Below are 24,410 nucleotides of genomic sequence, written 5' to 3'. Positions count from 1 at the left end.
TTGGATCGCTGCTTTCGGGCGAAAAGGGGCCATGCATGGCGTCAGAGGGTGTCGAGGAGTTTGATGAAGTCGTCGTTTTTGCGGAAGGTTTGGCGCAGCGTTTGCCGCGTGTTTTCCCAGTTGGCGTCCTGGCCGGAGCTGGCGTGAAGCTCCTTGATTTTGCGCAGGGTGAGGGCGGCTTCTTCGCGGGCGCTGTCGCTGTGTTGCTCAATGAGGCGTTTGATGCGCCGCATATAAATGGGGATCGCGTCGGCGGGGTGTTTGTCGGCGCGCTTGCCGGCAAGTTCAAACCAGAGGGTTTCGTCGCAGCCTTTTTCATTGGCGGCGGCCCATGCGGCGTCGGTGTTGTTTTCCCATAGGAGGACACGGACGAGCGTGCTGTAGTCCGTTAGCGGCAGGGAGACGAAGAAGATGTTGGCAAACGGTGACAGCCTGGGTGTCCACGGGGGATATTTTTGATTGATTGTTTGGTTGGCGATGGCGGTGTCGAGGGTGGCGCGCAGCGTGGCGAGCGCTCGCTCGCTCCATTGCCGCCAGTTTTCCCCGGCGGCGTGGACGCTTTCCTTGAGTCGCTGGTAAAAACCGCGAGATGGGCTTGCTTCGTAACACTTCCACGCGAGCGCGAGCGCCTTGTCGTGTTGCCGGCGGCGGTGATATTCGGCGATGATAAAATCGACGAGTGGTTCGGTGCCCGTGGTGTTTTCCGGGAATCGGGCGATGCCGCGCCGGGCCCATTCGAGGGCTTTGTCGTGCTGATTGGCTTCGTGGTAAATTTCGGCTGCGCGGAGGTAGGCACTTGGATGCGCGAGGTCGCGGGTTTCGAGGGCGACAAGAGCCTCGGTGTCGTTCGTAAGGCGGGCGATGGTGCGCAGGGCTTCTACTGCGGTGTGGGTGACGTCGACGGACGTGAACGTGGACAATTCCGCGTTGAGGCTTGCGCGAAGGGCGGCGAGGCCGGCTTCGCCAAGGAGGTCGGCATAGCGTTCGATGACTCCCGAGAAATAATAGTAGTTGTCGACAAACGTCCACGCGTGGATGAGACGCGCAAGTTGCGCGGGCGGGGTGTTTGCGCGGCGGGTGGCTTCGTGGTGGATGTCAAGGAGTCGGCGGCAAACAAAGCCCGCATCGCCATCGCTGTCGGCGATGCGGGTGTTGATGCGTTCGAGGGCGTATTCGGAGAGCTCAAGGACGGCGTTGTGGTAGCCGTCGCTGGAAAATCTTTCGAGAATATCGGCGAATTCCTGAAGCTCGCTGGTGGGATCGTGGATTGTGGTGGCGTGCCGGATGACGGCGCGGCAGGCGTTGAAGTCAGGTTGTTTGCCGGTGGCGAGGGCGGCGTGGCGCAGGAGTTGTTCGTGAAGGCGGCAGTCTCGCGCGGCGGTTTCGAGGAGTGTGCCGGCGAGTTTTTCCTTTGGCAGGGAGAGGAGCCAGGGGCGCAAGTCATCGAGTTTGATTACGGTCGATTTGTTGCCGGCGGGGGTTCCGGCGACGGCGGGAGCTTCGTTCAAGAGGTTCCCTTTTCCCGATTTGAGCCAGGCGAGCGCGACGGCGACGCAGTGCTTGCAGAACACACCTTCGCCGCTGGCGTGGGGACAAGTGCAGTGGTAGTCGAGCGCGGGCGCGGATGTGTCGTTGGATATGCTTACCGAGAAACAGACGGTATAGTTTTCAGTGCCGCGAACGATGGCGGTGAGGGTGTTGTCATGCTGGGTGAGCGAGGCGACCAAGCCGCTTGCGTGGTAGATTACGCCGCGCATAAAGGACCGTGGCGAGGCGAGTTTTTTAATGCCGTCAATGGTCAGCAGATCGGTGAGCGAGGCGGGCGGCATGGGACGGGGAAGCGGGTTGCGGATCGAAAATGAAAATGGGGCGAATTGACGGGCGATCAACCATCGATTGCCCTCGCGATGCGGGCGACGGTGCGAGTTTCGTTTTTGCGCGTGAGGGCGTGCTCCCAAACACGAAACACGCGCCAGCCCCTGGCCTTGAGGAGTCGGTTCACCTCGCGGTCGCGCTGGCGATTGCGGGCGATCTTGGCATCCCAGAACTTGCGATTTGATTTTGGGCGGCGGTAGTGGACGGGGCAACCGTGCCAGTAGCAACCATCAACAAAAACAGCGAGGCGATGCGCGGGAAAAACGAAGTCGGGTTTGCCGGGGAGTTTGAAATTGCGCCGCCAGCCGGTGATGCGGTGCGCGCGGAAAATCGTGATGAGCCGCAACTCGGTGTCCTTGTTGCCGGAGCTGCGAATAGTGGACATGAGTTTGGAGCGCCCGGTTTTGCTCAAAAAATCAGCCATTGGTTGTTTCTTCTCTGTGAGTGCTTTCTCGTGTCCCAAATATTACGCCAACAAATCATATTCCATGGGCTTGCCCAAAAAGAGCTCATTGCGCTTCTCTGGACGAACTTTGAACTGAGGGCCTTTTTCTGTAAGCCGTCCCGACGGAATGCGTTTGATCATGTGATCAACCGTGATGTCGCCGGTGGCCAACAGACGGGAGAACTGCGGCAAATTGGGCGAGGAAGTGTGCGTCACCGATTTCAATAGGAAAAACTCGCGGCCATTTTTCCTGATGCTATCCGCCTTGATCCAAAAAGTTTCACTGTGCTTTTCTTCCAACCGTGACTCGAGCGTGGAAAGTTTCCATGCAACGACGCTTTCGTCCCGCAACGCGCCACGGTGTTTTTCCCACAGCATTCGATCCAGGTCATTGACCGACAGAAAAAGACCCTGTGAGTTGGGTGATTTGGATGAGACGGTGCAATATAGCCTGAAGTCAGGGCCTTTCATGTATCCGAATTTGTCAAGAAACTCGGAGGTGCTTTTGACTGCGCTCAAGTTCCAGTCGGGAATCTGGGCAAACAACCCCATGCGGGTTTTTGATGCGAGACGCTTGGATTTTAGTTCTATGCCTTTGTAGTCCGGATTGCGGCTGGAATTGATGGGAATGCCGAGGGCGGTTTCCACATCCCGCCCAATGAACGTGTCGCCAATACCAGATGCCGGGATGGGAGATTTTGCGAGGACACGAAGCTTTTCGAGCAGTTCTTCGGATATGCGCCTAGCCTTTGCCGCATGACGGTTGAGATAGTCGCGAAGGAATGGCGCGGACAAGTCAGTTGTGGAAAGGTTAACAACGCAGAGGCAATCCGCATCGTGGAAAAACGCCAGCACATGATCGCCCGCCACCTCCTGCTTCCATCCATTCACCCAGAATCGAGGATCGCCTTTTTTGGTATTTGGCCGGTAAAGCGACATCTTGAAAAATCGCGTGCCGTTTTCAGACAGAAACATGATATTTTGGGAAACTTTGTTATGCTGTCCCTGCGCCTGGCGCTCATAATCGTGAATGTCATGTTTCTTGAAAAGCTCGCGCATCGCCGAAGTGGCATCGCAAATCGATTTTTTGAATCCAGTCGGTGTCAGGAAAAGGGGCACGCTTTCTATGCCCGCCGCATTTAATAATTGGAGGTTTTTCGATTCCGCTCTGTCAAGCGGACGGACATGCATGGCGGATGGCAGTTTCATTTTGCGCGAATGCCTTCTCTTGTTATTCGCGCAAGGTGCTGGCCAACCTTCCGCGCGAGCATTACGGGGACCGCGTTTCCTATTTGTGTATATTTTGGAACATCCCTCTCCCATATTCCCTTGCCGGGGTCTCCCGCTCGCCGTCGGCCGCCCGTTGTGCGCGGCCCGGCAAATTGATACCAATCGGGAAATGTCTGGATTCGCGCCCATTCGCGGACAGTTGGGGTGCGCGGCTGGGAATAATGCACATAGTCCTCGGGCAATGATGTCGCCGTTATGTTGGGGCCGTCTGAATCCCATTTTTTTGGGAAAACGCGCTGGGCGAATTTCTTGGTTTTATACTCATCAGGAATTTCGCCGTTGTTGGCGATCATATGGGCATATTTTTCACGAATATAACCCGCATGGTCGCTGTATTCTTGCTCGGAAACTTCCTCGCGGCGGCCAAGCACGCGCCCATTGCAAGTGCGGAGTTCTTTTTGTATCTCTGTTTTGGGCGCGGATGGATAGAGGCGGGTGACCAGCGTCTTGCCATAATTCGGATCCTCAAGGTCGCCAAGCAGCTCGGGCAATGTCGGCGGAGTGCCGTTCGGAGCCGGAAGAAACCCTTCTCTCACTGCACTCGGAAGATCGTAGCGCAGCTCGGGCTCCTCAAATAGCATGCCTTGGCATGTTGGATAAAGCACGTCGTTGCGAATTCCCACCATGAGCACGCGAGGCCGGTTCTGCGGAACCCCGTAATCCTTGGCATGCAAAAGATCCCAGCGAATATGATACTCGCCCAAGGTTTTGAATGACCTCAGCACGTCCTTGAAGATCTCCCCGTTCTTTCCCGACTTGTCCCATTTGGCGCTAAGCAAGCCCTTGACGTTTTCGAACAGGAATATTCGCGGACGAATGACGCGGATAACCCTGACCATTTCCTCATAGAGGTGGTTCGAGGGGATTTCCTTCTTGTCGAGTTTGAATGTGCGGCGATGGCCGATTCCGGAGTATCCTTGGCAAGGAGGCCCACCCGCGACCAAGTCCACATCGTCAATCCCCTTGGTGCGCCAGTATATTTTTAATAGTTCGAGGTCCGGATCGGTCAGGTTATAAATATCGCCAACAGGCACGAGGTTCAAGCCGGGGCGGTTAATAATATAGGTTTCGGCTGCGGATATGTTTATTTCGCTAAAAAGCAACGGACGAAACCCCGCTTGTTCCAAGCCGAGGGAGAGTCCCCCACAGCCGGCGAACAAATCAATGCAGGTTAGCTGGGAGTGTTTTTTTGGTGCCGAATAGGAAGCAGGATTGGCCATTTTTTGGTGATCAAAAACCTTGGATTAAATCCGGGAAAATAGGTTGGTTGCTCTGATGAAGCAGTTGTTGAGTGGTTGTTGTGATGAGTAGGGCAATCACATTGCTTGCGCAATTTCGACGGGTCAAGGGGACTGTTTTTTCCGCTGAATTTTGCATGGTGCGAATATGTATGCGAAGCAGATTACAGAAAGCGCGGTGGTTGCTGGACGGTGGCGGGAGCGGAGTAGAAGGGCGTGGAGGACTGAACAGACTGAGCGGACTTATCAGGTGGATTTTGGGGACGGAGTGGAAGGAATTTCGAGGGTGCCTTTGCAGGTGGGGTAGGCGGTGCAGCCCCAGAAGGGTTTGCCGACGTTGCGGCCTTTGCTTGCCGTGCGCTGGCGCATGGGCTGGCCGCATTGGGGGCAGTTGGGGGCGTCGGCGGAGGCAGACTTGGCAGTCGGCATTGCGTTGGCGCGGTGGTCGGCTCGGAGGGTCGCCAGGTGTTCGGTGAAGCCGCCTTGCTCGACGAAGTTTTCGCCGAGTTCTTTCAGGAGTTGGTCGAGGAGGTAGTTGGCTTGGTGGATCAGGCAGATGAGGGCGTTGGCGCGGATCGCGGGGTCGTCGTTTTCGAGCCAGCGGGAATAGAGGGCATTGAGGGCGTCCTGGGATTCGCGGTAGCGGTGGCGAAAGTCGTCGTCGGTGGGGAGCGTGGCGGTGTTGTGGACGCGGCGGATGCGGAGGGCCTCGGGGTGGTCTTTGTTCCACTCGGGGAGGCGGTGCTGGCGGAGGTAGTCTTCGTAGTCGTTGAGGAGTTCCTCAAGGCTGGCGCGGGCGACATCGATGAGTCGGATTTCGGTGGTGTTGGAGGTGCCGGCGCGACGCGAGCCTTCAGCGATGTTTTGGCGTCCGCTGCGGGCGGCGTGCACCATTTGGTCGCGGAGGCGGGCGTCGTCACGGCGGATGTGGCGTTCGCAGAACCAGTAGGTGTTGTCGTAAATGAGCGTCGCGACTTGGTGCGCGCGCAGCGTGCGGTAGCCGCCGTGCGGGCGGATGATCGGGGCAGGGGTTTGGGCGGGCATGGTGGGGCGGAGTTTATGGTTTACAGTTTTCAGTTTACAGTTGGGGGAGTGGGCGGATCGGACAGATGGGGCTGATCGAACCGAGTTGTCGGATCGGGCCGATCTGGCTGATGAGCGAAAGGTGGGGCGGAGGGCGTCGCGAGCGACGCCCCTACTCTATGATCCGCACGCCGCCGAGGTCGGCGCTGGCTACGTCGCGGGCGTAGGCGCGGAGCGCCTTGCTCACGATGCGGTCGCGGATCGGCTTGTAGGCGAGTTTGCCGCGGGCTTCTTCCTCGGCGCGGCGCTTGGCAAGTTCGGCATCAGTTACGGCGAGGTGGATTTTGCGCGCGGGGATGTCGATTTCGATGGTGTCACCGTCGCGGACGAGCGCGATGGCGCCGCCGCTGGCCGCCTCGGGCGAGACGTGGCCGATGGAGAGTCCGGAGGTGCCTCCGCTAAAGCGGCCGTCGGTGATGAGGGCGCATTGCTTGCCGAGGTGCTTGGATTTTATGTAGCTCGTGGGGTAGAGCATTTCCTGCATGCCGGGGCCGCCTTTGGGGCCTTCGTAAATGATAACGACGATGTCGCCGGCTTTGATCTGGTCGAGGAGGATGGCGCGGCAGGCGTCGTCTTGCGAATGGAAGACGTGCGCGGCGCCGGTGAACTTGAAGATGCTTTCATCGACGCCGGCGGTTTTCACGACGCAGCCTTTTTCGGCGATGTTGCCTTTGAGGATGGCGAGGCCGCCGTCCTTGGTGTAGGCGTGCGCGATGTCGCGGATGCAGCCGGCGGCGCGGTCGGTGTCGAGAGTTTTGTAGGCGCTGTCCTGGGAGCCCATTTTGAGGTTGAAGCGGTTGGCGGGCGCGGAGGTGTAGATGCGCGCGGCTTCGGGGTCGGGTGTCGCGGTGGCGATGTTGTATTTGGCGATGGCTTGGGCGAGGGTGAGGCCGTCGGCGCGGGGTTGGGCGGTGTCGATGAGGTTGGCGGAGGCGAGCTCGGCCATGATGCCGAGGATGCCGCCGGCGCGGTTCACGTCCTGAATGTGGTATTTTTCGGTGTTGGGGGCGACTTTGCAGAGGCAGGGGACGCGGCGGGAGAGGGCGTCGATGTCGTCCATCGTGAAGTTGACTTGGGCTTCGTTGGCGATGGCGAGGAGGTGGAGAATCGTGTTCGTGGAGCCGCCCATGGCGATGTCGAGCGACATGGCGTTGAGGAAGGACTGGCGGGTGGCGATGGAGCGGGGGAGGACGGTGTCGTCGCCGTCGCGGTAGTATTTGCGGGCGTTTTCGACGATGAGGCGGGCGGCGTCCTTGAAGAGTTGGAGGCGGTTTTTATGGGTGGCGACGATGGTGCCGTTGCCTGGGAGGGCGAGGCCGATGGCTTCGTTGAGGCAGTTCATGGAGTTGGCGGTGAACATGCCGGAGCAGGAGCCGCAGGTGGGGCAGGCGGCGTGCTCGAGTTTTTCGATTTGGGCGTCGGGGATGGCGTCGTCGGCGGACTCGATCATGACGTTGATGAGGTCGAGGTGGCGTTCGCCGAGCGCGCCGGCTTCCATGGGGCCGCCGGAGACGAAGATGGCGGGGATGTTGAGGCGCATGGCGGCCATCAACATGCCGGGGGTGATTTTGTCGCAATTGGAGATGCAGATCATGGCGTCGGCCTTGTGGGCGTTGACCATGTATTCGACGGAGTCGGCGATGAGGTCGCGCGAGGGGAGCGAGTAGAGCATGCCGTCGTGGCCCATGGCGATGCCGTCGTCGATGGCGATGGTGTTGAACTCGGCGGCGAAACAGCCTTGGGCCTCGATTTCGCGTTTCACGAACTGGCCGACGTCGTGGAGGTGGGTGTGGCCGGGGACGAATTGCGTGAAGGAGTTGACGATGGCGATGAGGGGTTTGCCCATTTGGGCGTCGGTCATGCCGTTGGCGCGCCAGAGTGCGCGCGCGCCGGCCATGCGGCGGCCCTGGGTGGTGATGTCGGAGCGGAGTGCGTGTTTCATAAATGCGAAGTGCGGATTTCGGAATGCGGAATTGGGATTTCAGATTTCCCTTGGTTCTCTGATTTCTGAAATCCTTATCTTGTGAGGCGGAGCTCGGCCAACATCAAATAAATCCCGTTTTCCAAAATTTCAAATTTTCGGGAGGGTTGCGCCAGCCCTGACGGGGTTGGTGTTTGTTGCAAACAGCCAAGCGCGGTGCGCAACAGGAGACTCTTGCATGCCGCCGGCACGGAGTGCGATTTGTCCACGCCACGCGAGACGACATGGCGCGCTATCGCAGTCAGGCTTTCTTTTTTAAGGACGGCTTGCGCGCCGGGAGGCGGCGGGGCATTTCGACCGGGTCTTTGTTGGTGGGCATCGGCGGATAGTCGGGCTTTTTCAAGCCCTTGACGATGTCCGCGATTTTCACCGGCCGGCCGGTCTCGAAACTCATGTTGGCCGCCGCGCCGATGAGAATTGACTCGGCGCCGCCGCGCTCGTCGGAGTTGCGCTGGTATTTGTCGGCGGGGGGATTCGGGAGGAAAACGTCGTTGAGCATGACGATGTCGCCACCACCGTGGCTGCCCGTGCCTTTCCAAGGGGTGTGCTCGGTGGCGGGGTCGCGGAGCGGGATGACGCGCACCACCGTGCCGCCGGCTTTGATCGCGCCTTGCTTGTCGTCGCCGTCGGCGGCGTTCATGTAGATTTGCTCGACGATGGAGTGCTCGAGGCGGCCCTTGGTGCCGTTGAAGGCGATTTGGTAGCCTTCCCAGGCGTTGAAGGCGTTGAGGCTGTAGCTGAGCGTGGCGCCGGTGTCGTATTTCACGATCACGTTCATGGTGTCCTCGATGTCGATGTCGGGGCGGAAGGCGCAGCGGTCGCGCATGTAGCCGTCGTATTTTTCGTTGTCGAGATACATGGTGCGGATGCCGGGGGTGCCGGGGAGGTCGATGTGAAAGCCGCATTTGTCGCCCTCGGGGCAGGTCATGCAGCGTTCGCCGGGACCCTTGAGGCCGAAGCGCTTGATCATCGCGGGCGTGTAGAATTCGCGCTTGCCGACGGCGGTGACTTCGACGGGCGAGGCGCTGAGCCACCAGTTGACGAGGTCGAAGTGGTGCGTGGCCTTGTGGATCATGAGGCCGCCGGAGTTGATTTTGTTGCTGTGCCAGCGGCGGAAATAATCGGCTCCGTGTCGGGTGTTGAGCAGCCAGGTGAAATCGACCGAGAGGATGTCGCCGATCGCGCCGGACATGAGGATATCCTTCACTTGGGTGCGGGGCGGGGAGTAGCGGTAGTTGAAGGTGACGCGGACTTTTTTGCCGGTGCGTTTTTTCGCGTCGAGGATGCGCTGGCATTTCCCGGCGGTTATGGTCATGGGTTTTTCGGTGATGGTGTCGCAGCCCATTTCCATCGCCTTGACGATGTAGCGATCGTGCGCGCAGTCGGTGGTGGTGACGATGATGATGTCGGGCCTGGTTTCCCTGATCATCTGCTCGAATTCGGGGATCAGCCGGTCGAAATCGGGTTTCGGGGGATTGGATTCGGGATAATACGCCTTGATCGGCACACCTGCTTTTTTGGCGCTTTTCGCCGCGCTCTCGGCTCGGCCCTTGTTCACGTCGCATACGGCGACGATCTCCGCGACGTCCTTGTATTGGTTAAGGATGGCTTTGAGATACATGCGGTGACGCCCGCCGCAACCAACGATGGCGTAGCGACGGCGCCTGCCCCCGGAGGCGTCGGCAATGGCCGGGGCGGGATCGGCCACGCTGGCGAGCGTGGAGCCCATCGCAAGCCCGGCTCCGGCAAGCGCGGCGGTTTTGGCAAAAGTGCGACGGTCAATGACGGTTTTGGGGAGGGCGGTGTTTTGGGAGGGCGTGCTCATGGATTCAGAATCGATAAAAAAATCAAATGAAACTGCGGAAAAACAAGGGGCACAAAATCGGGGCGGGGACTTTATTGCGGGACAGGAAAGGGTTTGTTTTGGCAAGGGAACCGGCGAAACTAGGACACGAGAAACTTCCCGCCAAGGAGTTCGCCTGTCGAGCCTTTTTGAAGGTCTTTCCCGGCACCGGGCGGAGGTGCCATGCGGGGCGGTTCGCCGCAACAAACGCCGGCGTTATTTTAGAAACGGGAGTGGATGCGCGCGCTTTTTGCGCGGCTCCGAACCGCGCCGGCTCAATCCCACCAGATGATTCGCCCGCACTGATCGCACGTCGCGAGAACCTCGCCTTTGCGCGCGTTTGATTCCGACTCGCCGGAAACCTTCAGGTGGCAGCCATCGCAATTTCCGCCGTGCACGGCGGCGACCACCGGCTGCGTGCGCTCCGCGATCCGGTCGTATAAACGCAGGCTCAACGCGTCCAGCGGCTCGCGCGCCTTCGCCACCTCGGCCTGCGCGGCGGCCAGCTCCACGGCCAGGTTTTTCTCGCGCTCGCGCAATGTCGCGATTCGCGATTCGTGCCCGGCGATGTTATCCTTGAGCACTTTTTCGGCATCGGCGAATTTCACCTTCGCCCCGTCAATCTCGAACATCACGCCCAGCTCCTTTTCCTCGAGCCCGCCGATGGCGGCCTCGGTCGATGCGATCTGCTGGCCGAGCGCCTGGTATTCGTCGTTTTTGCGCACCAGCGATTGTTGCGTTTTGTATTTTCCGAGCGTGCCCTGCATCGTGCCGATCTCCGTCTCGATTAGTTTTTTTTGGGTTTCGAGATCCATCAACTCCGTCCTCGCATCCTCGATTGCCTTCTTGTCCGCGAGGATTTTTTCCTCCACGGCGCGAACTAAATCAGGCACCGACTTGATTTCTGTCTCCAGCTGGATTCGCTTGGTGTCACGATTCTGGAGTATGAGGAGATTATCGATGGCAGGATGGCGCATGACCGCCACGTTAGAGAGCCTTGGCCGCAACGCTCAATCACCAATCACACGCGCACAAAAAAAATCACCGAAACCCGCGCAAAACATGGCCGGAAAATTGACACTCATGCAAAAAATCGCATTATTTTTACATTTCCCCCGCCCCTCGTCATTGCAAATAATCGTATTTAAAAATCGAATACATATTCATTTTCCCATAGCGACTTTGCCCAAAAAACGACCCAAAAAATCGCAAAAAAAGACCCCGATTTTTGCGCCATATTCACCCCAAATTTACCCCCGAAAAAAACCCCGACCCTATAATTTTTCTTCTGCATAGCTTCAGTTTTGCTTAAATGTGAGCACTCTGTGAGTAACATTTTAATTCATTGATAGTTAATTAGTTATGAACCAAAAAATTTTCAAAAAAAACTACATTTAAAACTCGCCCAACCTTTCAAACTCATCCACTACATTGGTTTTTCTGTCATGAAGTCTTCCCTCCCTTTTTCCATCTCCAACATCCTTCCAAGCGAACCCGCGGCGACCATCACCAAAGGAGCCCAATTGCTCAACCGCAGTATCCCTGCGGATGCCCGCATGGTTCTCAAGCGCGACGGCTCCAAGGCCCGCTACGACCAAAACAAGGTCACCCGCGCCATCGCGCTCGCCTTCCACGAGGTGCGCACCGGCAACACCGACAATCCGTCCCGCGACGACTTCCTCGCCCAATACGGCGTGAGCCCCGACATCTTTGCCGAGGCCGCCCGCCTTGGCGAAAGCGTCTCGCAGATGCTCGAACTCTACTACCGCGAAGGCAAACACCCCACCATCGAGCAAATCCAGGACGCCGTTGAAAAGGCCATCGCCGCCTCCGGCAACTGGGAAGTCGCCCGCTCCTACGTGCTCTACCGCATGCAGCACGCCGCCAACCGCCTCGCCAAATACGAGGAAAACGGACTCGGCGACTACATCGCCATGGCGAAATACGCCCGTTACCGCCCCGACCTCAAGCGCCGCGAAACCTTCACCGAGGCCACCGACCGCGTGCGCGACATGCACCTCACCCATTTCGCCGGCAAAATCGACGCGCGCATCCCCGAAAAACTCCCCGAGGATATCGCCGCGCTCGCCGGGGACGCCGCCCCGCAACTCCTCGCCACCCTCGGCAACAAACGCCTCTACGACATCATCCAGCTCGCGTTCGACAAGGTCGCCGCCAAGCAAGTCCTCCCCTCGATGCGCTCCATGCAATTCGGCGGCGAGGCCATCCTCAAAAACCACTCGCGCATGTTCAACTGCTCCTTCGCGAATGTTGACCGCGTCGAGTTCTTCCGCGAATACCTCTACCTCCTCCTCTCCGGCTGCGGCGTCGGCTTCTCGGTGCAAAAGCACCACGTCGCCATGCTCCCCTCGCTGCCCGCCCGCGCCAACGAATACGACCTGCCCGTCTGGCACTACCACATCCCCGACACCATCGAGGGCTGGTCCGACGCCGTGCACGCCCTCTTCCAGTCCTTCTACGAGGGCAAAAAAATCGAGTTCAACTACTCGCTCATCCGCTCGCGCGGCCTCCCCCTCAAAACCTCCGGCGGCAAGGCCCCCGGTCACCTCCCGCTCAAGCGCGCCCTCACGCAAGTCGAGGAAATCCTCTCGCAAGCCGCGGGCCGCGCCCTGCGCCCCATCGAAGTTTACGATATCAACATGTTCCTCGCCAAGGCCGTGCTCGCCGGCGGCATCCGCCGCTCCGCGACCATCTGCCTCTTCTCGCCCGACGACGAGGAAATGATGAACGCCAAGACCGGCAACTGGTTCGACAAACACCCGCACCGCTCCGCCTCTAACAACTCCGCCGTCCTCGCCCGCACCGAGGACAACCGCGCCCACTTCAAAAAACTCTTCAAGGCGCAAAAGGAATTCGGCGAGCCCGGCTTCTTCTTCTCCGACAACCCCGAGGCCGGCTGCAACCCCTGCGCCGAAATCAACCTCCTGCCCATCGTCGATTGGGAACTCTCCGGCGAGGAAGTCTCGAAACTCTTCGCCTGGGGCTACAAGGGCGACCTCCCCGGCACCACGCGCCTCTCCGGTTTCCAGATGTGCAATCTGACAACCATCAACGGACGCGCCGCCACCACCGTTGAAAACTTCTTCGACGGCTGCATCGCCGCCACCGCCATCGGCACCCTTCAAGCCGCCTACACCGACATGCCCTACCTCGGGCCCGTCACCCGCCTCATCAACGAGCACGACTCGCTCCTCGGCGTTTCCATCTGCGGCTTCATGGACAACCCCAACATCCTCTTCGACGCCGAAATCCTCACCCGCGGCGCGCGCCTCTGCCGCGCCACCAACCGCCTCGTCGCGTCGCTCCTCGGCATCCGCCCCGCCGCCAAGCTCACCACCTGCAAACCCGAGGGCACCGCCTCGCTCATCCTCGACGCCGCCTCCGGCATCCACCCGCACCACGCGCGCCACTACTTCCGCCGCGTGCAGGCCAACCGCAAGGAACCCATCTACTCGTTCTTCAAGCAATACAACCCGCAGATGACCGAGGCGTCCGTCTACAACCCCGACACCGACGACGTCATCTCCTTCCCCGTAGAGGCCGCGCCGCAAGCGATCCTGCGCAAGGACATCAACGCGCTGCAATTCCTGCAACTCGTCGAGCTCGTGCAGCAGTCCTGGGTCATCCCCGGCGGCGACCCCGAGTCGCGCTCGCCGAACCTGCACCACAACGTCTCCAACACCTGCACCGTCAGCCCGACCGAGTGGAACGACGTCGAGGAATTCATCTGGGAGCACCGCGAATCCTTCACCGGCATCTCGCTCCTCCAGGACGCCGGCGACAAAATCTATGCGCAAGCCCCCCGCGAGGAAGTCGCCACCGAGAGCGACATCATCCGCTGGAACATGCTTCGTCCGAACAAAGTTGACTACACCAAGATGCGCGAGGAAACCGACGAGACCAAACTCGCCGAGCACATCGCCTGCGCCGGCGGCGCCTGCGAAATCGTGCACACGTAAAACGTAACATCACACTACGCCCAAAAGGCCGGACTCAAATTGAGTCCGGCTTTTTTTTGGCATCAACATGATTGCTTGGCAGACCGCGCAACACGCATCAAAACAGCTGCCTCATGTCCTGGCTTAACCGCATCGAGCGACGGCTCGAACCTTTCGCAATTCCACACCTCACGCTCATCATCGTGGCGGGGCAGTTGTTAATGCTGGTTGCGATCAGGTTTCTCGGCATTTTCGCTTGGGAGGATTGCGTGCTCATGCCGGCGGCCGTGCTCCGCGGCGAATGGTGGAGGCTGATCACGTTCGCGTTTTTTCCGCCCACGTTCAGCCCGTTCTGGGCCGCGTTTGCGCTTTACATGATTTATTTGTTCGGCTCGGCGCTGGAGCATTATTGGGGCGAGGTGCGCTTCAACTTGTTTTTGCTCTGCGGCTACGTGCTCACGGTGGGCCTCGCGTTCATCACGCCAAACGCCATCGCGACCAACATTTTTATCAGCGGCTCGCTGTTTCTCGCGTTTGCGTATCTGAATCCCGAGTTCGAGATCATGGTGTTTTTCATCCTGCCGGTGAAAATCAAGTGGCTCGCGCTGATCACGTGGATTGGCTACGCGTTCACGTTTTTCACGGGCGGGCTATCGGCGAAACTGATGGTCGTGGCGTCGGTGGGAAACTTTCTGATCTTTTTCTCGGGAGACCTGGCGCGACGGATTCGCTCGGGACGGCGGCGCATGGCAACACAGGCCGACCGGATCGCGCAGCAAAGCGACACGCCGATGATGCGCAATCGTTGTCATGTTTGCGGCAAGACGAGCCAGACGCACCCGCAGGAGGATTTTCGCTACTGCTCGAAATGCGAGGGCGAGTATTGCTACTGCTCCGAGCACATCCGCAACCATGAGCACGTGCGCGCCCCAAAAACGCCCGGCCGCGATGAGAAAGAATAATGCATGAAACAATCGTCGCGCAACGCACAGACGCCTCCCGCCTCGCTGCCGGTGACCTCGCAACTGGCGACGCTGCGCGACTGGCTCGCGTTTGCGGAGGACGCGTATGCGCGCGCGGGGCTGGCGCTCGGGCAGATCGCAACCAACGCGCACGACGAGGCACTGTATCTTTTGCTGCGCACACTCGACTGGCCGCTCGACAGCGACGCCTCGGTTTTGGACAAACGCATCGCGCCCGCGCAACGAACCGCCTTGCGCGCGATGCTCCGGCGGCGGGTGATCGAGCGCGTGCCGGCGGCGTATATCACGCGCGAGGCGTTCCTGGGCGGAAACCGTTATTATGTGGATGAGCGCGTGCTGATTCCGCGATCGTATTTTCTGGAACTCATCCCCGCGCAGCTGGATTGCTGGCTGCCGCAAAACGGCAAGAACACGAAACGCGTCGTCGATGTGTGCACGGGCTCGGGATGCCTGGCGATTGAGCTGGCGCATCATTTTTCAAAGGCGCGGGTCGATGCGATCGACCTGTCGGCGGACGCGCTCGATGTTGCAAAAATCAACGTGCGCGAACACCGGCTTTCCAGGCGCGTGAAATTATACCGCAGCGATGTGTTTGACGCGGTGCCCGCGCCAAAATCGCCGGCGGAGAAATACGATGTGATCCTGAGCAATCCGCCCTACGAGCCGTCGCGCATTTGCGATGACCTGCCGGTGGAGTTTCAAAAGGAGCCCCGCCTCGCGCTCGACGGCGGACGCGACGGGCTCGACATCATTCGCAAGCTGCTCGCGCAGGCAAGGGACCGGCTCGCGCCGCACGGAATCGTCGTGATCGAAGTGGGCGGCCTGCGCCGCGCGATGGAACGCGCGTTCGGTGCGCTCTGCCTGCACTGGCTGCACACCGAGGACGGAAGCGACTGCGTGTGCCTCGTGCAGGCAAAACACCTGCTGGACTCGAAGGCGCCAAATTTTTGAGCCAGGGCAAATCCGCCCATTCGTCCCCCCAAGTCGAAACACATCGATTCCCGTCGAAACATGTCGCCCCGTTCAAACCCCCAACCCACGCCCTGCCCGCGTCGAAAAATCAACCCGGAGGCCAAGCCATCTGGCGCCGGGCGAGCATGTGCATGTGGAGATGCGGAACCGTTTCGCAGGCGTCGGGACCGTTGTTGATGACAAGACGGAAACCGCGTTCGAGCCCGAGTTTTTTGGCGACGACACCGGCAGTCGTTATGAGATGCCCGATGAGTTGCTCGTCCGGCGAATCGGGAACGGATTCCGCGGCGCGCGCGATCACACGCTTGGGCACGATAAGCAAATGCACGGGAGCCTGCGGCTCGATGTCGTGGAGGACGATGCACTGGTCGTCCTCGTATTCGATTTTCGACGGAATCTCGCGGTCGATGATGCGCTGGAATAAGGTTTTGCTCATGGCGGGGAAGTTGGGTTGATGACAAAATCAACGGCGGAATTGTTCAAGCGCCAATGGCGGCGATTGCGCGCGAACATTTTTGCAAACACCCCGGAAATTCCTTGCCGCGAAAATCGTGGTGCTTGCCATCGGTGACCGTTGTTGGGACAACTCCGCACCGAATATCATGTTCGACTTCATCAAAAATCTTTTCCGCCCAAAGCAAAAACAACTCCTGCCCACGCTCACCGATTCGCTTTTCGGCCCCCTGGTTCATTTTCCCGCCGCCGGACTCTGGGCGGGGCAAACCCAGTTCCCGCCAGTTGAAGGAGAGGTCGAAATTCTAATCGAAGCCGACGACTCCGGACCGGGTGAAACGCAACGCGCCTTTTTTAACGAACTCGTCTCGCGCTGGCCGGAAGTCCAAAGCGCCATCGGCGAAATCCTTTTTCCCCCGATGAAAAAATGGGCCAAGCGCGACTACGACGAAAGCAACCCGTGGAGTTATTTCGACCTGCGCGGCATCCGCATCCCCTCGCTCACCACCGAGCCCGCCGAGTGGGCGATCTCCTACTGGTGCCCGTCGGTGAAACACCACTTCGACGTCCAAATGTCCGGCTGGACGCCCGACGGCCTCGACATCAGCCGCAAGTAATTTTTCAGCCTTTCAGTCCTTCAGTCTTTCAGCCTTTCCCTCGATGCCAACGGTTCCACATTTCGAACTTCTCAAAACCGATACGGCCACCGCGGCCCGCCGCGCGCGGCTGACCACGCGCCACGGCGTCATTCAAACGCCCATCTTCATGCCCGTCGGCACGCAGGGCACAGTGAAAGCCGTCACGCCCGCGCAGCTTCGCGAAATCGGCGCGCAGATTATTCTCGGCAACACGTATCATCTCAACATCCGCCCCACCAGCGAACTCATCCGCGACATGGGCGGCCTGCACAAATTCATGGGCTGGGACGGCCCAATCCTCACCGACAGCGGCGGCTTTCAGGTTTTCTCACTCGCAAAACTCCGCGACATCCGGCCCGACGGCGTCGCGTTTCAATCGCACCTCGACGGCGCGAAACTTTTTCTCGGCCCGCGCGAGGTCATGACGATCCAGCAAAACCTCGGCAGCGACATCGCCATGGTTTTGGACGAGTGCCCGCCCTTCCCTTGCGAGCGCGACGTGTGCGCGCATTCCGTCGCGCGCACCTTCGAGTGGGCGAAACAATGCAAGCAGATCGCCACCGACAACGGTTTCCTCGCCGCCGGCCATCACGTCTTCGCCATCGCGCAAGGCTCCACCTACGACGACATCCGCCGCGAGGCCGCCGAGGCGCTCGCCTCGCTCGATTTTCCCGGCTACGCCATCGGCGGCGTGAGCGTCGGCGAGCCCGAGCCGGAAATGCTCCAGCAAGTTTCCGCCTCGGTAAAATACCTCCCCGCGCACAAGCCCCGCTACACGATGGGCCTCGGCACCCCGCCGCAAATGCTCAAGATGATCGCGATGGGCGTGGACATGTTTGATTGCGTGATGCCCACGCGCGTCGCCCGCAACGGACTCGTCTTCACGCCCGACGGCCCGATCAACCTGCGCAACGAAAAATACCGCGCCGACCCGCGCCCCATCAGCGACGAAGTGCAAAACTACACGACCAATTTTTCGCGCGCCTACCTGCGCCATCTCACCACGTCAAACGAGATGCTGGCCGGCACGCTCCTCTCGATGCACAACCTGCACTTCTTCCTCGACCTCATGGCGCAAGCCCGCGCGCGCATCGAGGCCGGCGACTACGCGACATGGCACCGCGCATGGATAACACGCTACGAAGCCGGAGCCAAGTAGGGGCGCGCCTTGCGCGCGCCCTCGCGTCCGCCCGCTTTATGCAAACGCACGCAAACCGTCCCTCGCACACGAGGGCGCGCGCGAGGCGCGCCCCTACGAAAGCATGATTCCCCGCGTCCTTTTCTATCTCGGCTACGACGACGACCGCGGCGGCATCTGCTCGTTTCTCCGCGCGCTCTCGACCGCCGCCGCGCCGCATTTCGAAATGACGCTCGGCATGAACGACGGCGCGCGCATCCACCGCCTCTCGCTCCCCGTCGCCGGGTTTCCGCGCATCGAAAGCGAGATGATTTCGCCGCGCACGATTATGCGCGCCCGCGCAATCGCCCGCGCCGCGCGCGAATGGCTCCGCGCCGATCCGCGCCGCGTTTTTCACGGATGCTCGCGCGCCGGCCTGCTTGTCGCGCTCCAGCTCGCGCGCTGGGGCGAGCGGCGCGCGGTCGCCACCGTGCATCATTACGGACGCCATCGCTGGTTTTACCGCCACGCCGCGCGCGCGCTCACACCCGGCAAACGCCTGTTTTTCCTGAGTCCGGAAATGTCCCGTTACTACGGCCTGCCGCCGCAAACCTGGGACGACTGCCTGCCGCCATGCATTGTCCCGGGAACGCGGGCATCCTGCCCGCAAAACGAACCGCCCAAATTATTCGAAAATACAAAGCGGGCAGGATTCCCGCGCTCCCGGGGCGAAATCATCCGCGCCGGCGGCATTGGCGCAATTGTGCGCTGGAAGCGCTGGGAGCTCGTGCTCGCCGCGCTCGCGCAACTGCCCGCGTATATTCGCGCGCAATGGCACTTCACGCACATCGGCGCGAACGACGGCTCGGAGGATTCCATCCGCTACGAACGCGAACTGCGCGAACGCACGCGCGCGCTCAATCTCGAAACCCGCGTGACGTGGCTTGGCCAGCAACCCTCCTCCGCCCCGCTTCTCCGCGAAACCGACGTGCTCCTTGTCCCATCGGACAACGAACCTTTTTCGATCGCCCGAATCGAGGCGTTCGACGCCGATGTCCCCTCGATTTCTGCGGACTCGGGCGGCGCGCGTGATCTCATCACAACAACGCCCCCGGTAAACGGCTGGTTTTTCCGCACCGGCGACGCCGCGGACCTCGCGCGTGCGCTCGCGCATCTCGCGGAGACAAACGCGCTCGTCCAAGCGCGCATCGACCGCGACAGCCTGCGCCGGTTTTCCGCCGACCACTCCGCCCGGCAACACGCGCAAGTGTATGCCGATTTGTTCGAGTCCCGAACGTCGCACCAAGCTTTGGTGTTGCCGCCCGCGTGTGAAAATTGCTTTGTTTTGCCCAGTCTTTCCCCGCCTCATGCCTTCACTCATCGCCAAGTTGAAAATCCTGATTCTTGCAGTCGTTCTGCTGTTTGCGGGCATTGCAACAAACACAGCGCATGGATCCGGGGAATGGCTTCGTTGGAGCAGCGAGCATTTTGACCTGCTCAGTTGCGCACCGGAACGCGAATCCAAAATACTGTTGATTAGGCTGGAACAGTTTCGAGCGACCTTTTTCGCATTGTTTCCACAAGCGCGCACCTATTACAAGCGTCCCTATATTATCGTCTTTGACTCGCCTGAACAGTTCTCCGCCCATCTTCCATTGTATAAAGGCAAGTCTCGCGAGAATGTGGCGGGGATTTTTATGGAAAGTCCGGTCAGCTCCCGCATCATTTTGCAGAACGCGACGATTTTTGAGGGATTGAGAACAGTTTACCATGAATACGTCCACTCGCTTGTCGCGGCCATGGGGTTGCGTCCTCCGCTTTATATTAACGAGGGGCTTGCCGAGGTTTTTTCCACTTTCTCATCAAGGAGGGAAACCGTGTCGCTTGGCACAGCACCCTCGTGGCACCTCCGCGCCCTCAGAGAGTCGAAATGGCTGCCCTTTGAGACCGTTTTCACTGTTGATACCAATAGCCCCTATTACAATGAGACAAAACATGCCCGGATGTTTTATGCGCAATCGTGGGTGTTCATGCATTATATAATATGCGGCCAGAACACCGGTCTCATGAAAGCCGACCGACTTGATGTGTTCACAAACCTCTGTGAAACGCCGGGCGTTTCGACAGCCGACGCGCTTCAACAAGCATTTGGGCTGAACCAAAAAAAATTGAGCCGGACCCTCAAGTCCTACGCGAGCGGCGGGCGTTATACTGTCGTGAATCGCAAGGTGCCGGTCGGGTCGATTCTAAAACAAATAACATCCAAACCCGCCGATTCGCTTGAGCATGAAATGGAGCTGATTACCGTCAAGGGGCGCACCGATAGGGCGCACGACGCCGAGTTTCAACTTCTGCAACTATCCGAGCGCAATCCGAAAAATCCCCGCATCTACGAATTGCTCGCCGAAGTCAGGGCCGCCGGAAACAATCCCGCCGCGGCCCACGAATACTGGCGCAAAGCGGTGGAAAATAATTCCACAAATCCGCTGGCTTATGTGTGGTTTTTGCGCAGTTCCCGCGAGGTCGAAAATTCATCATTGAAACGCATAATGCCCGGGTTCGTGAGCACCGAGCTGAGAAAACTGGTGGATCGCGCGCTCGAACTCGCGCCGGATTGCATGGAGGCATACGAGTTGCTTGCGATGATCGAATCGCAAAGCCCGGAAATCCGCGTGGAGAAAATAAACAAGGTTCTCGAAGCGCTCTCATCCATGCGCCACAGGTCCAAGACTTACCACGCGCTCGCCATCATTTACTGGCGCCTGAAAAGATACGCCGACGCCGAGGCGGTGATCAAGGTAATGTCCGTCGATCCGAGGACGGACTATAAGGCCAAACGCGCCGCGCGTGAAGTGCTTCGCGAAATCGCAAGGGAAACCGGCAAACCGGTGCCGGCACCCCTGCCTCCCAAAATATAAAAGCGGGGCACGCGGCTGTTTCGAGGGGAACAATTCAACACACTTCATTGAAACCTCGCGTGATTTCGCGCATCTCACATTTTATTTTTCAAAACATGAAACACGCCATTTCCACGCTCACCCTTGCCTTCGTTTTTGCCGCATCGCTTTTTGCCGCGCCACAGGCCAATCCGCTGCCGCAGCTCAAAATCGACGACGCGGCGGTCGGCGACGGCAAATCGCCCGCGCTTGCAAGTTACGCCGACGCCGTGGAACCCGCGAAAAAATCCGTCGTGTCCATCGCCTCGGCGCGCTTTGTGCGGCAGCGGCTGCCGTTCCCGTGGTTCGCGCCGGGGGCGAATCGCGAATACAAGGTCGAGGGTCTCGGCTCGGGCGTGATCGTGTCCGCCGACGGTTACATCCTGACCAACAATCATGTCGTCGAGGACGCGGACGAGTTGACGGTGATCCTGTCCGACGATCGCGAGTTCAAGGCGCGCGTCATCGGCACCGACCCGAAAACCGACGTGGCCGTCATCAAGATCGACGCGAAAAACCTTCCCCTCGCCACGCTTGCCGACAGCGACAAGTTGCGCGTCGGCGACATCGTGTTCGCAATCGGCAATCCGCTCGGCATCGGGCAAACCGTGACGATGGGCATCGTCTCCGCCACGGGCCGGCGCGTCGGCATCCTGGCCGAGGTCGAGGGTTACGAGGACTTCATCCAGACGGACGCCTCGATCAACCAGGGCAACAGCGGCGGCGCGCTCATCGACGCGAAGGGACGCCTCGTGGGTATCAACAGCGCGATCATTTCGCCCACGCGCGGCAATGTGGGCATCGGGTTTGCGATTCCGGCAAACCTCGCCCGCAACATCATGAACAATCTCGTGACAAGCGGCAAAGTCACGCGCGGTTATTTCGGCGCAAGCGGCGAACCCCTCACGCCCGACCTCGCCGAGGCGCTCGACCTGCCGCGGGACACGCGGGGCGTAATCCTCAACGACGTGACGCCCGACGGCCCGGCGGACAACGCGGGCTTGCGCCGCTACGACGTGATCACGGCAATCAACAACCGTCCCGTGACAAACGCCGCCGACCTGCGCACGCACGTCGCGCAACTCCCGCCCGACACCGAGGTGACCGTGAAGATTTTCCGCGACGGCAAGGCCGAAACCGCGATCGTGCGCCTTGGCAAATCGGGCGACGCGCTCGCCTACAACGAACTGCTGCCCGGCGTGCAAGTCACGCGCCTGACCGCGAGCCAGCGCCGCTCGCTGCGCATCTCAAGCAGCGTGGACGGCCTGTATGTCGTGAAAGTGGACGGTGACTCGCCCTACAAGGACTGGTTTGCCGAAGGCGCGGTGATCCTGGAAATCAACCGCGCAAGGGCGTCCAGTGTCGAAACCGCGCGCAACTCGCTCGTGCGCGGACGAAACCTGTTTGTCGTCTATTCAAAAGGCGCGGTGCGCACGATGGTGCTCGTGGTGAAGTGAGCGGGCGGGGCGCGAACAAGCAGGCGGCTTCCGCCAACGGAAACCCGAGACTTGCCGTTTCCCGAGATGCGGATTCTTCTTGGCGCATATTCTTCCATGAAAGTTCCGTTCCTCGACCTCTCCATTCAACACAAGGCGATTCGCGAAGACGCGCTGGCAGCGCTGGCAGCCACGTATGACGCGACGCGGTTTTGCCTCGGCAAGGACGTCGAGGATTTTGAAAAAAACTTTTCCGCGACGTTCGGCCATTCGCGCGCCCTCGGCATGAACAGCGGCACGTCGCCGCTTCATGTGGCCGCGATTTGCGGAGGCTTCGGGCCGGGCGACGAGGTGCTCGTGCCGACATTCACGTTCATCTCGTCCGCGTGGTGCATCAGCTACACGGGCGCGACGCCGAGGTTTGTCGATATCGAGGAGGGCACGCTCAACATGGACCCGGAAAAGATCGAGGCGGCCATCACCCCGAAAACAAAAGGCATGGTCGTGGTGCATTTGTTCGGGCAGCCGGCGCGCATGGATGAAATCATGGCGATCGCGCGCAAGCACAACCTGTTCGTGATCGAGGACTGCGCGCAGGCCGTGGGCGCGCGCTACAAGGGCGCGCCCGTGGGAACGATCGGCGACGCGGGCACGTTTAGTTTTTACCCGACAAAAAATCTCGGCGGGTGCGGCGAGGGCGGCCTGTTTGTGTCGGGGCGCGACGATGTTTTTGAAAAGGCGCGCATCCTGCGCGTGCACGGTTCGTCGCGACGCTATCATCACGACATGGTCGGTTTTAACTATCGCATGGACGGTTTCCAGGGCGCGGTGCTCAATGTGAAACTGCCGCGTCTCGCCGCGTGGAACGCGCGGCGCCAGGCCATCGCGAAACGCTACATGGCCGAAATCAAGCTCGCCGATGTGATCATGCCCCAAGTGGTTGATTACGGCGCGAGTGTGTATCACCAGTTCACGATCCGCCATCCGCGCCGCGACGCGCTGCGCGAACATCTCGCGAACCGCGAGGTGGGCACGGATTTGATTTACCCGGTGGCGCTGCACCAGCAGGCGTGTTACGCGGGGCTCGGTTACAAGGCGGGCTCGCTGCCCGTGGCTGAAAAAGCATGCGCGACCTGCGTGAGCCTGCCGATCTTCCCCGAGCTGACCGACGAGCAGGTGGGCCACGTCATCGAATCGGTGAACACATTCTGACGGACGGCTTCCCGGCGGGCGAAAAGCCGACGCCGCGAAGTCACTGGAAAAACGCACGCACGCAAAAATTGACTTTCGCCCGCCCGCGACGTCCGTTTGCGTGTGCACACCCAAAACCATGCCGCGCCGGAAATCCGAATCTCCCAATGACAGCGAAAACGCCGAACCGGCCGGCGCGACCGCGTTCATCCAGCACGTCCGCCTCGCCGGATGCGCGCACGGGCTTGTCAAAAACCTCGGCGGCTTCAGCAAAAAGCACCACAGCGTGCCCGATTTCGCGAGCGCGGCGGCAGTGGCGTTTCTCGGCAAGCTTTGCGCGGACGAACTCGCCAGCGAGGCCGAGGCGTTTTTCCAGAAGGCACGCGCCGCGTTCGCCTACAAACGCAAGGATATCTCGCTCGATGTCGCCAGCCCCGCCGCCGTGCTCACCTCGCGCCACTTCACGCTCGAATGGAACTACGCGCTCAACGAAAACGCCCCCTCCGAGTGGACGCTCACGCGCACGCTGCACACGCTCGATTTCTCGCACGAAAACGCCGAACCCGCGTTCGAGGAATTGTTCGCGGGCATGTTCGACTCAATCGTGTTTGCGCTGACCAAGGGCGCGCGCGTCGAGGACGTGATTGACGCCGTGGAGTCACTCGACACCGGGGAGAATCGGACAAGCCCCGCGCCGCTCACCGTAACGTATCCGTCGGACTGCGCCACGTGCACGCTGCGCGTCGACGGGGTGCCCGCGGAGGTTGTTTTTAGCGGAGGCGAGTTGTCGATGGTGTTTCCACGCGCCGGATCGCCGCGCGAGTTAATCGAGGCGTTCGCCGCGGCGCGCCATGCGTTCGCCCTCACCCGGCACCCGGCGCTGATGGCGCTCCTGTAAAACAATTGTCCATGAGTCACCATCCGTTGACATAGCCGGCGGAAAACCTAGCTTTCAGTTTTTCTCTAAAAC

Annotated in this window: 19 protein-coding genes; 10 read left to right on the top strand and 9 right to left on the bottom strand. The window is 60.0% G+C overall.

Translation table 11 applies throughout. The features are described 5' to 3' along the window. Positions 1 to 41 precede the first annotated feature (41 nt). From M2447_RS11460 to M2447_RS11425, 8 genes are all read right to left on the bottom strand, one after another. Positions 42 to 1,829, bottom strand: a complete 1,788-nt coding sequence (locus M2447_RS11460; protein ID WP_277558713.1) for an SWIM zinc finger family protein — start codon at positions 1,827 to 1,829, stop codon at positions 42 to 44. A 56-nt stretch (positions 1,830 to 1,885) separates the two neighbouring features. After that, positions 1,886 to 2,299, bottom strand: a complete 414-nt coding sequence (locus M2447_RS11455; RefSeq protein WP_277558712.1) for a very short patch repair endonuclease — start codon at positions 2,297 to 2,299, stop codon at positions 1,886 to 1,888. 42 nt (positions 2,300 to 2,341) lie between these two features. Continuing rightward, positions 2,342 to 3,529 carry an MvaI/BcnI family restriction endonuclease gene (locus tag M2447_RS11450; RefSeq protein ID WP_277558711.1) on the bottom strand — a complete coding sequence of 396 codons (1,188 nt, stop codon included), beginning with the start codon at positions 3,527 to 3,529 and terminating at the stop codon, positions 2,342 to 2,344. After that, positions 3,526 to 4,830, bottom strand: coding sequence for a DNA cytosine methyltransferase (locus M2447_RS11445; protein WP_277558710.1), 1,305 nt, complete (start codon positions 4,828 to 4,830; stop codon positions 3,526 to 3,528). The genes M2447_RS11450 and M2447_RS11445 overlap by 4 nt, the downstream gene beginning before the upstream one ends. A gap of 264 nt (positions 4,831 to 5,094) precedes the next feature. After that, entirely contained in the window at positions 5,095 to 5,892 is a 798-nt protein-coding gene (locus M2447_RS11440) for a four helix bundle suffix domain-containing protein (RefSeq protein ID WP_277558709.1), read from the bottom strand. A gap of 151 nt (positions 5,893 to 6,043) precedes the next feature. Then, positions 6,044 to 7,873 (bottom strand): dihydroxy-acid dehydratase, encoded by a 1,830-nt coding sequence (ilvD, locus tag M2447_RS11435; RefSeq protein ID WP_277558708.1) that lies wholly within the window; start codon positions 7,871 to 7,873, stop codon positions 6,044 to 6,046. A gap of 280 nt (positions 7,874 to 8,153) precedes the next feature. After that, the gene (locus M2447_RS11430) at positions 8,154 to 9,737 is read right to left on the bottom strand and encodes a Gfo/Idh/MocA family oxidoreductase (RefSeq protein ID WP_277558707.1); all 1,584 of its coding nucleotides are present in this window, start codon (positions 9,735 to 9,737) and stop codon (positions 8,154 to 8,156) included. A gap of 293 nt (positions 9,738 to 10,030) precedes the next feature. Continuing rightward, complete coding sequence (locus M2447_RS11425) at positions 10,031 to 10,732, bottom strand: C4-type zinc ribbon domain-containing protein (protein WP_277508679.1); 702 nt, start codon at positions 10,730 to 10,732, stop codon at positions 10,031 to 10,033. Between the two features lie 468 nt (positions 10,733 to 11,200). Between M2447_RS11425 and M2447_RS11420 the strand changes: the two genes are divergently transcribed. The 3 genes from M2447_RS11420 to prmB all read left to right on the top strand — a co-directional run bounded on the left by M2447_RS11420 (position 11,201) and on the right by prmB (position 15,648). After that, positions 11,201 to 13,735 carry an ATP cone domain-containing protein gene (locus tag M2447_RS11420; protein WP_277508680.1) on the top strand — a complete coding sequence of 845 codons (2,535 nt, stop codon included), beginning with the start codon at positions 11,201 to 11,203 and terminating at the stop codon, positions 13,733 to 13,735. A 113-nt stretch (positions 13,736 to 13,848) separates the two neighbouring features. Beyond that, positions 13,849 to 14,676, top strand: a complete 828-nt coding sequence (locus tag M2447_RS11415; RefSeq protein ID WP_277558706.1) for a hypothetical protein — start codon at positions 13,849 to 13,851, stop codon at positions 14,674 to 14,676. Positions 14,677 to 14,679: 3 nt separating this feature from the next. Continuing rightward, positions 14,680 to 15,648, top strand: coding sequence for a 50S ribosomal protein L3 N(5)-glutamine methyltransferase (prmB, locus tag M2447_RS11410; protein WP_277558705.1), 969 nt, complete (start codon positions 14,680 to 14,682; stop codon positions 15,646 to 15,648). 109 nt (positions 15,649 to 15,757) lie between these two features. Here prmB and M2447_RS11405 read toward each other — a convergent pair whose 3' ends face one another. Next, positions 15,758 to 16,105, bottom strand: a complete 348-nt coding sequence (locus M2447_RS11405) for a histidine triad nucleotide-binding protein (protein ID WP_277508683.1) — start codon at positions 16,103 to 16,105, stop codon at positions 15,758 to 15,760. Positions 16,106 to 16,271: 166 nt separating this feature from the next. Here M2447_RS11405 and M2447_RS11400 point away from each other — a divergent pair, with 166 nt between their 5' ends. The 7 genes from M2447_RS11400 (at position 16,272) to M2447_RS11370 (ending at position 24,338) form a co-directional block, all read left to right on the top strand. After that, positions 16,272 to 16,739, top strand: a complete 468-nt coding sequence (locus tag M2447_RS11400; RefSeq protein ID WP_277558704.1) for a hypothetical protein — start codon at positions 16,272 to 16,274, stop codon at positions 16,737 to 16,739. Positions 16,740 to 16,782: 43 nt separating this feature from the next. After that, positions 16,783 to 17,919, top strand: coding sequence for a tRNA guanosine(34) transglycosylase Tgt (gene tgt, locus M2447_RS11395; protein WP_277508686.1), 1,137 nt, complete (start codon positions 16,783 to 16,785; stop codon positions 17,917 to 17,919). Between the two features lie 103 nt (positions 17,920 to 18,022). Next, positions 18,023 to 19,369 carry a glycosyltransferase gene (locus M2447_RS11390; protein ID WP_277558703.1) on the top strand — a complete coding sequence of 449 codons (1,347 nt, stop codon included), beginning with the start codon at positions 18,023 to 18,025 and terminating at the stop codon, positions 19,367 to 19,369. A gap of 205 nt (positions 19,370 to 19,574) precedes the next feature. After that, positions 19,575 to 20,795, top strand: a complete 1,221-nt coding sequence (locus M2447_RS11385) for a DUF1570 domain-containing protein (protein ID WP_161554706.1) — start codon at positions 19,575 to 19,577, stop codon at positions 20,793 to 20,795. Positions 20,796 to 20,890: 95 nt separating this feature from the next. Continuing rightward, on the top strand, positions 20,891 to 22,270 hold the full coding sequence (locus M2447_RS11380) for a Do family serine endopeptidase (protein WP_277508692.1): 1,380 nt from the start codon (positions 20,891 to 20,893) through the stop codon (positions 22,268 to 22,270). A 96-nt stretch (positions 22,271 to 22,366) separates the two neighbouring features. Further along, positions 22,367 to 23,461: a DegT/DnrJ/EryC1/StrS family aminotransferase gene (locus M2447_RS11375; protein WP_277558702.1), complete on the top strand. Its 1,095-nt coding sequence runs from the start codon at positions 22,367 to 22,369 to the stop codon at positions 23,459 to 23,461. 118 nt (positions 23,462 to 23,579) lie between these two features. Further along, positions 23,580 to 24,338 (top strand): hypothetical protein, encoded by a 759-nt coding sequence (locus tag M2447_RS11370; protein WP_277508694.1) that lies wholly within the window; start codon positions 23,580 to 23,582, stop codon positions 24,336 to 24,338. Positions 24,339 to 24,410: the final 72 nt, after the last annotated feature.

Origin of the sequence: Ereboglobus sp. PH5-10 (genome assembly GCF_029504735.1) — a bacterium.
In the GTDB taxonomy this organism is placed as follows: Bacteria; Verrucomicrobiota; Verrucomicrobiia; order Opitutales; family Opitutaceae; genus Ereboglobus.
Note: the sequence above shows the minus strand (reverse complement) of the source record. Positions and strands in the feature narration are given on the sequence as shown.

What these genes read in the sequence shown, in the direction of transcription:
- M2447_RS11460 (WP_277558713.1), bottom strand. Translation starts at nt 1,829, where the DNA reads ATGCCGCCCGCCTCGCTCACCGATCTGCTGACCATTGACGGCATTAAA.
- M2447_RS11455 (WP_277558712.1), bottom strand. Translation starts at nt 2,299, where the DNA reads ATGGCTGATTTTTTGAGCAAAACCGGGCGCTCCAAACTCATGTCCACT.
- M2447_RS11450 (WP_277558711.1), bottom strand. Translation starts at nt 3,529, where the DNA reads ATGAAACTGCCATCCGCCATGCATGTCCGTCCGCTTGACAGAGCGGAA.
- M2447_RS11445 (WP_277558710.1), bottom strand. Translation starts at nt 4,830, where the DNA reads ATGGCCAATCCTGCTTCCTATTCGGCACCAAAAAAACACTCCCAGCTA.
- M2447_RS11440 (WP_277558709.1), bottom strand. Translation starts at nt 5,892, where the DNA reads ATGCCCGCCCAAACCCCTGCCCCGATCATCCGCCCGCACGGCGGCTAC.
- ilvD (WP_277558708.1), bottom strand. Translation starts at nt 7,873, where the DNA reads ATGAAACACGCACTCCGCTCCGACATCACCACCCAGGGCCGCCGCATG.
- M2447_RS11430 (WP_277558707.1), bottom strand. Translation starts at nt 9,737, where the DNA reads ATGAGCACGCCCTCCCAAAACACCGCCCTCCCCAAAACCGTCATTGAC.
- M2447_RS11425 (WP_277508679.1), bottom strand. Translation starts at nt 10,732, where the DNA reads ATGCGCCATCCTGCCATCGATAATCTCCTCATACTCCAGAATCGTGAC.
- M2447_RS11420 (WP_277508680.1), top strand. Translation starts at nt 11,201, where the DNA reads ATGAAGTCTTCCCTCCCTTTTTCCATCTCCAACATCCTTCCAAGCGAA.
- M2447_RS11415 (WP_277558706.1), top strand. Translation starts at nt 13,849, where the DNA reads ATGTCCTGGCTTAACCGCATCGAGCGACGGCTCGAACCTTTCGCAATT.
- prmB (WP_277558705.1), top strand. Translation starts at nt 14,680, where the DNA reads ATGAAACAATCGTCGCGCAACGCACAGACGCCTCCCGCCTCGCTGCCG.
- M2447_RS11405 (WP_277508683.1), bottom strand. Translation starts at nt 16,105, where the DNA reads ATGAGCAAAACCTTATTCCAGCGCATCATCGACCGCGAGATTCCGTCG.
- M2447_RS11400 (WP_277558704.1), top strand. Translation starts at nt 16,272, where the DNA reads ATGTTCGACTTCATCAAAAATCTTTTCCGCCCAAAGCAAAAACAACTC.
- tgt (WP_277508686.1), top strand. Translation starts at nt 16,783, where the DNA reads ATGCCAACGGTTCCACATTTCGAACTTCTCAAAACCGATACGGCCACC.
- M2447_RS11390 (WP_277558703.1), top strand. Translation starts at nt 18,023, where the DNA reads ATGATTCCCCGCGTCCTTTTCTATCTCGGCTACGACGACGACCGCGGC.
- M2447_RS11385 (WP_161554706.1), top strand. Translation starts at nt 19,575, where the DNA reads ATGGAAAGTCCGGTCAGCTCCCGCATCATTTTGCAGAACGCGACGATT.
- M2447_RS11380 (WP_277508692.1), top strand. Translation starts at nt 20,891, where the DNA reads ATGAAACACGCCATTTCCACGCTCACCCTTGCCTTCGTTTTTGCCGCA.
- M2447_RS11375 (WP_277558702.1), top strand. Translation starts at nt 22,367, where the DNA reads ATGAAAGTTCCGTTCCTCGACCTCTCCATTCAACACAAGGCGATTCGC.
- M2447_RS11370 (WP_277508694.1), top strand. Translation starts at nt 23,580, where the DNA reads ATGCCGCGCCGGAAATCCGAATCTCCCAATGACAGCGAAAACGCCGAA.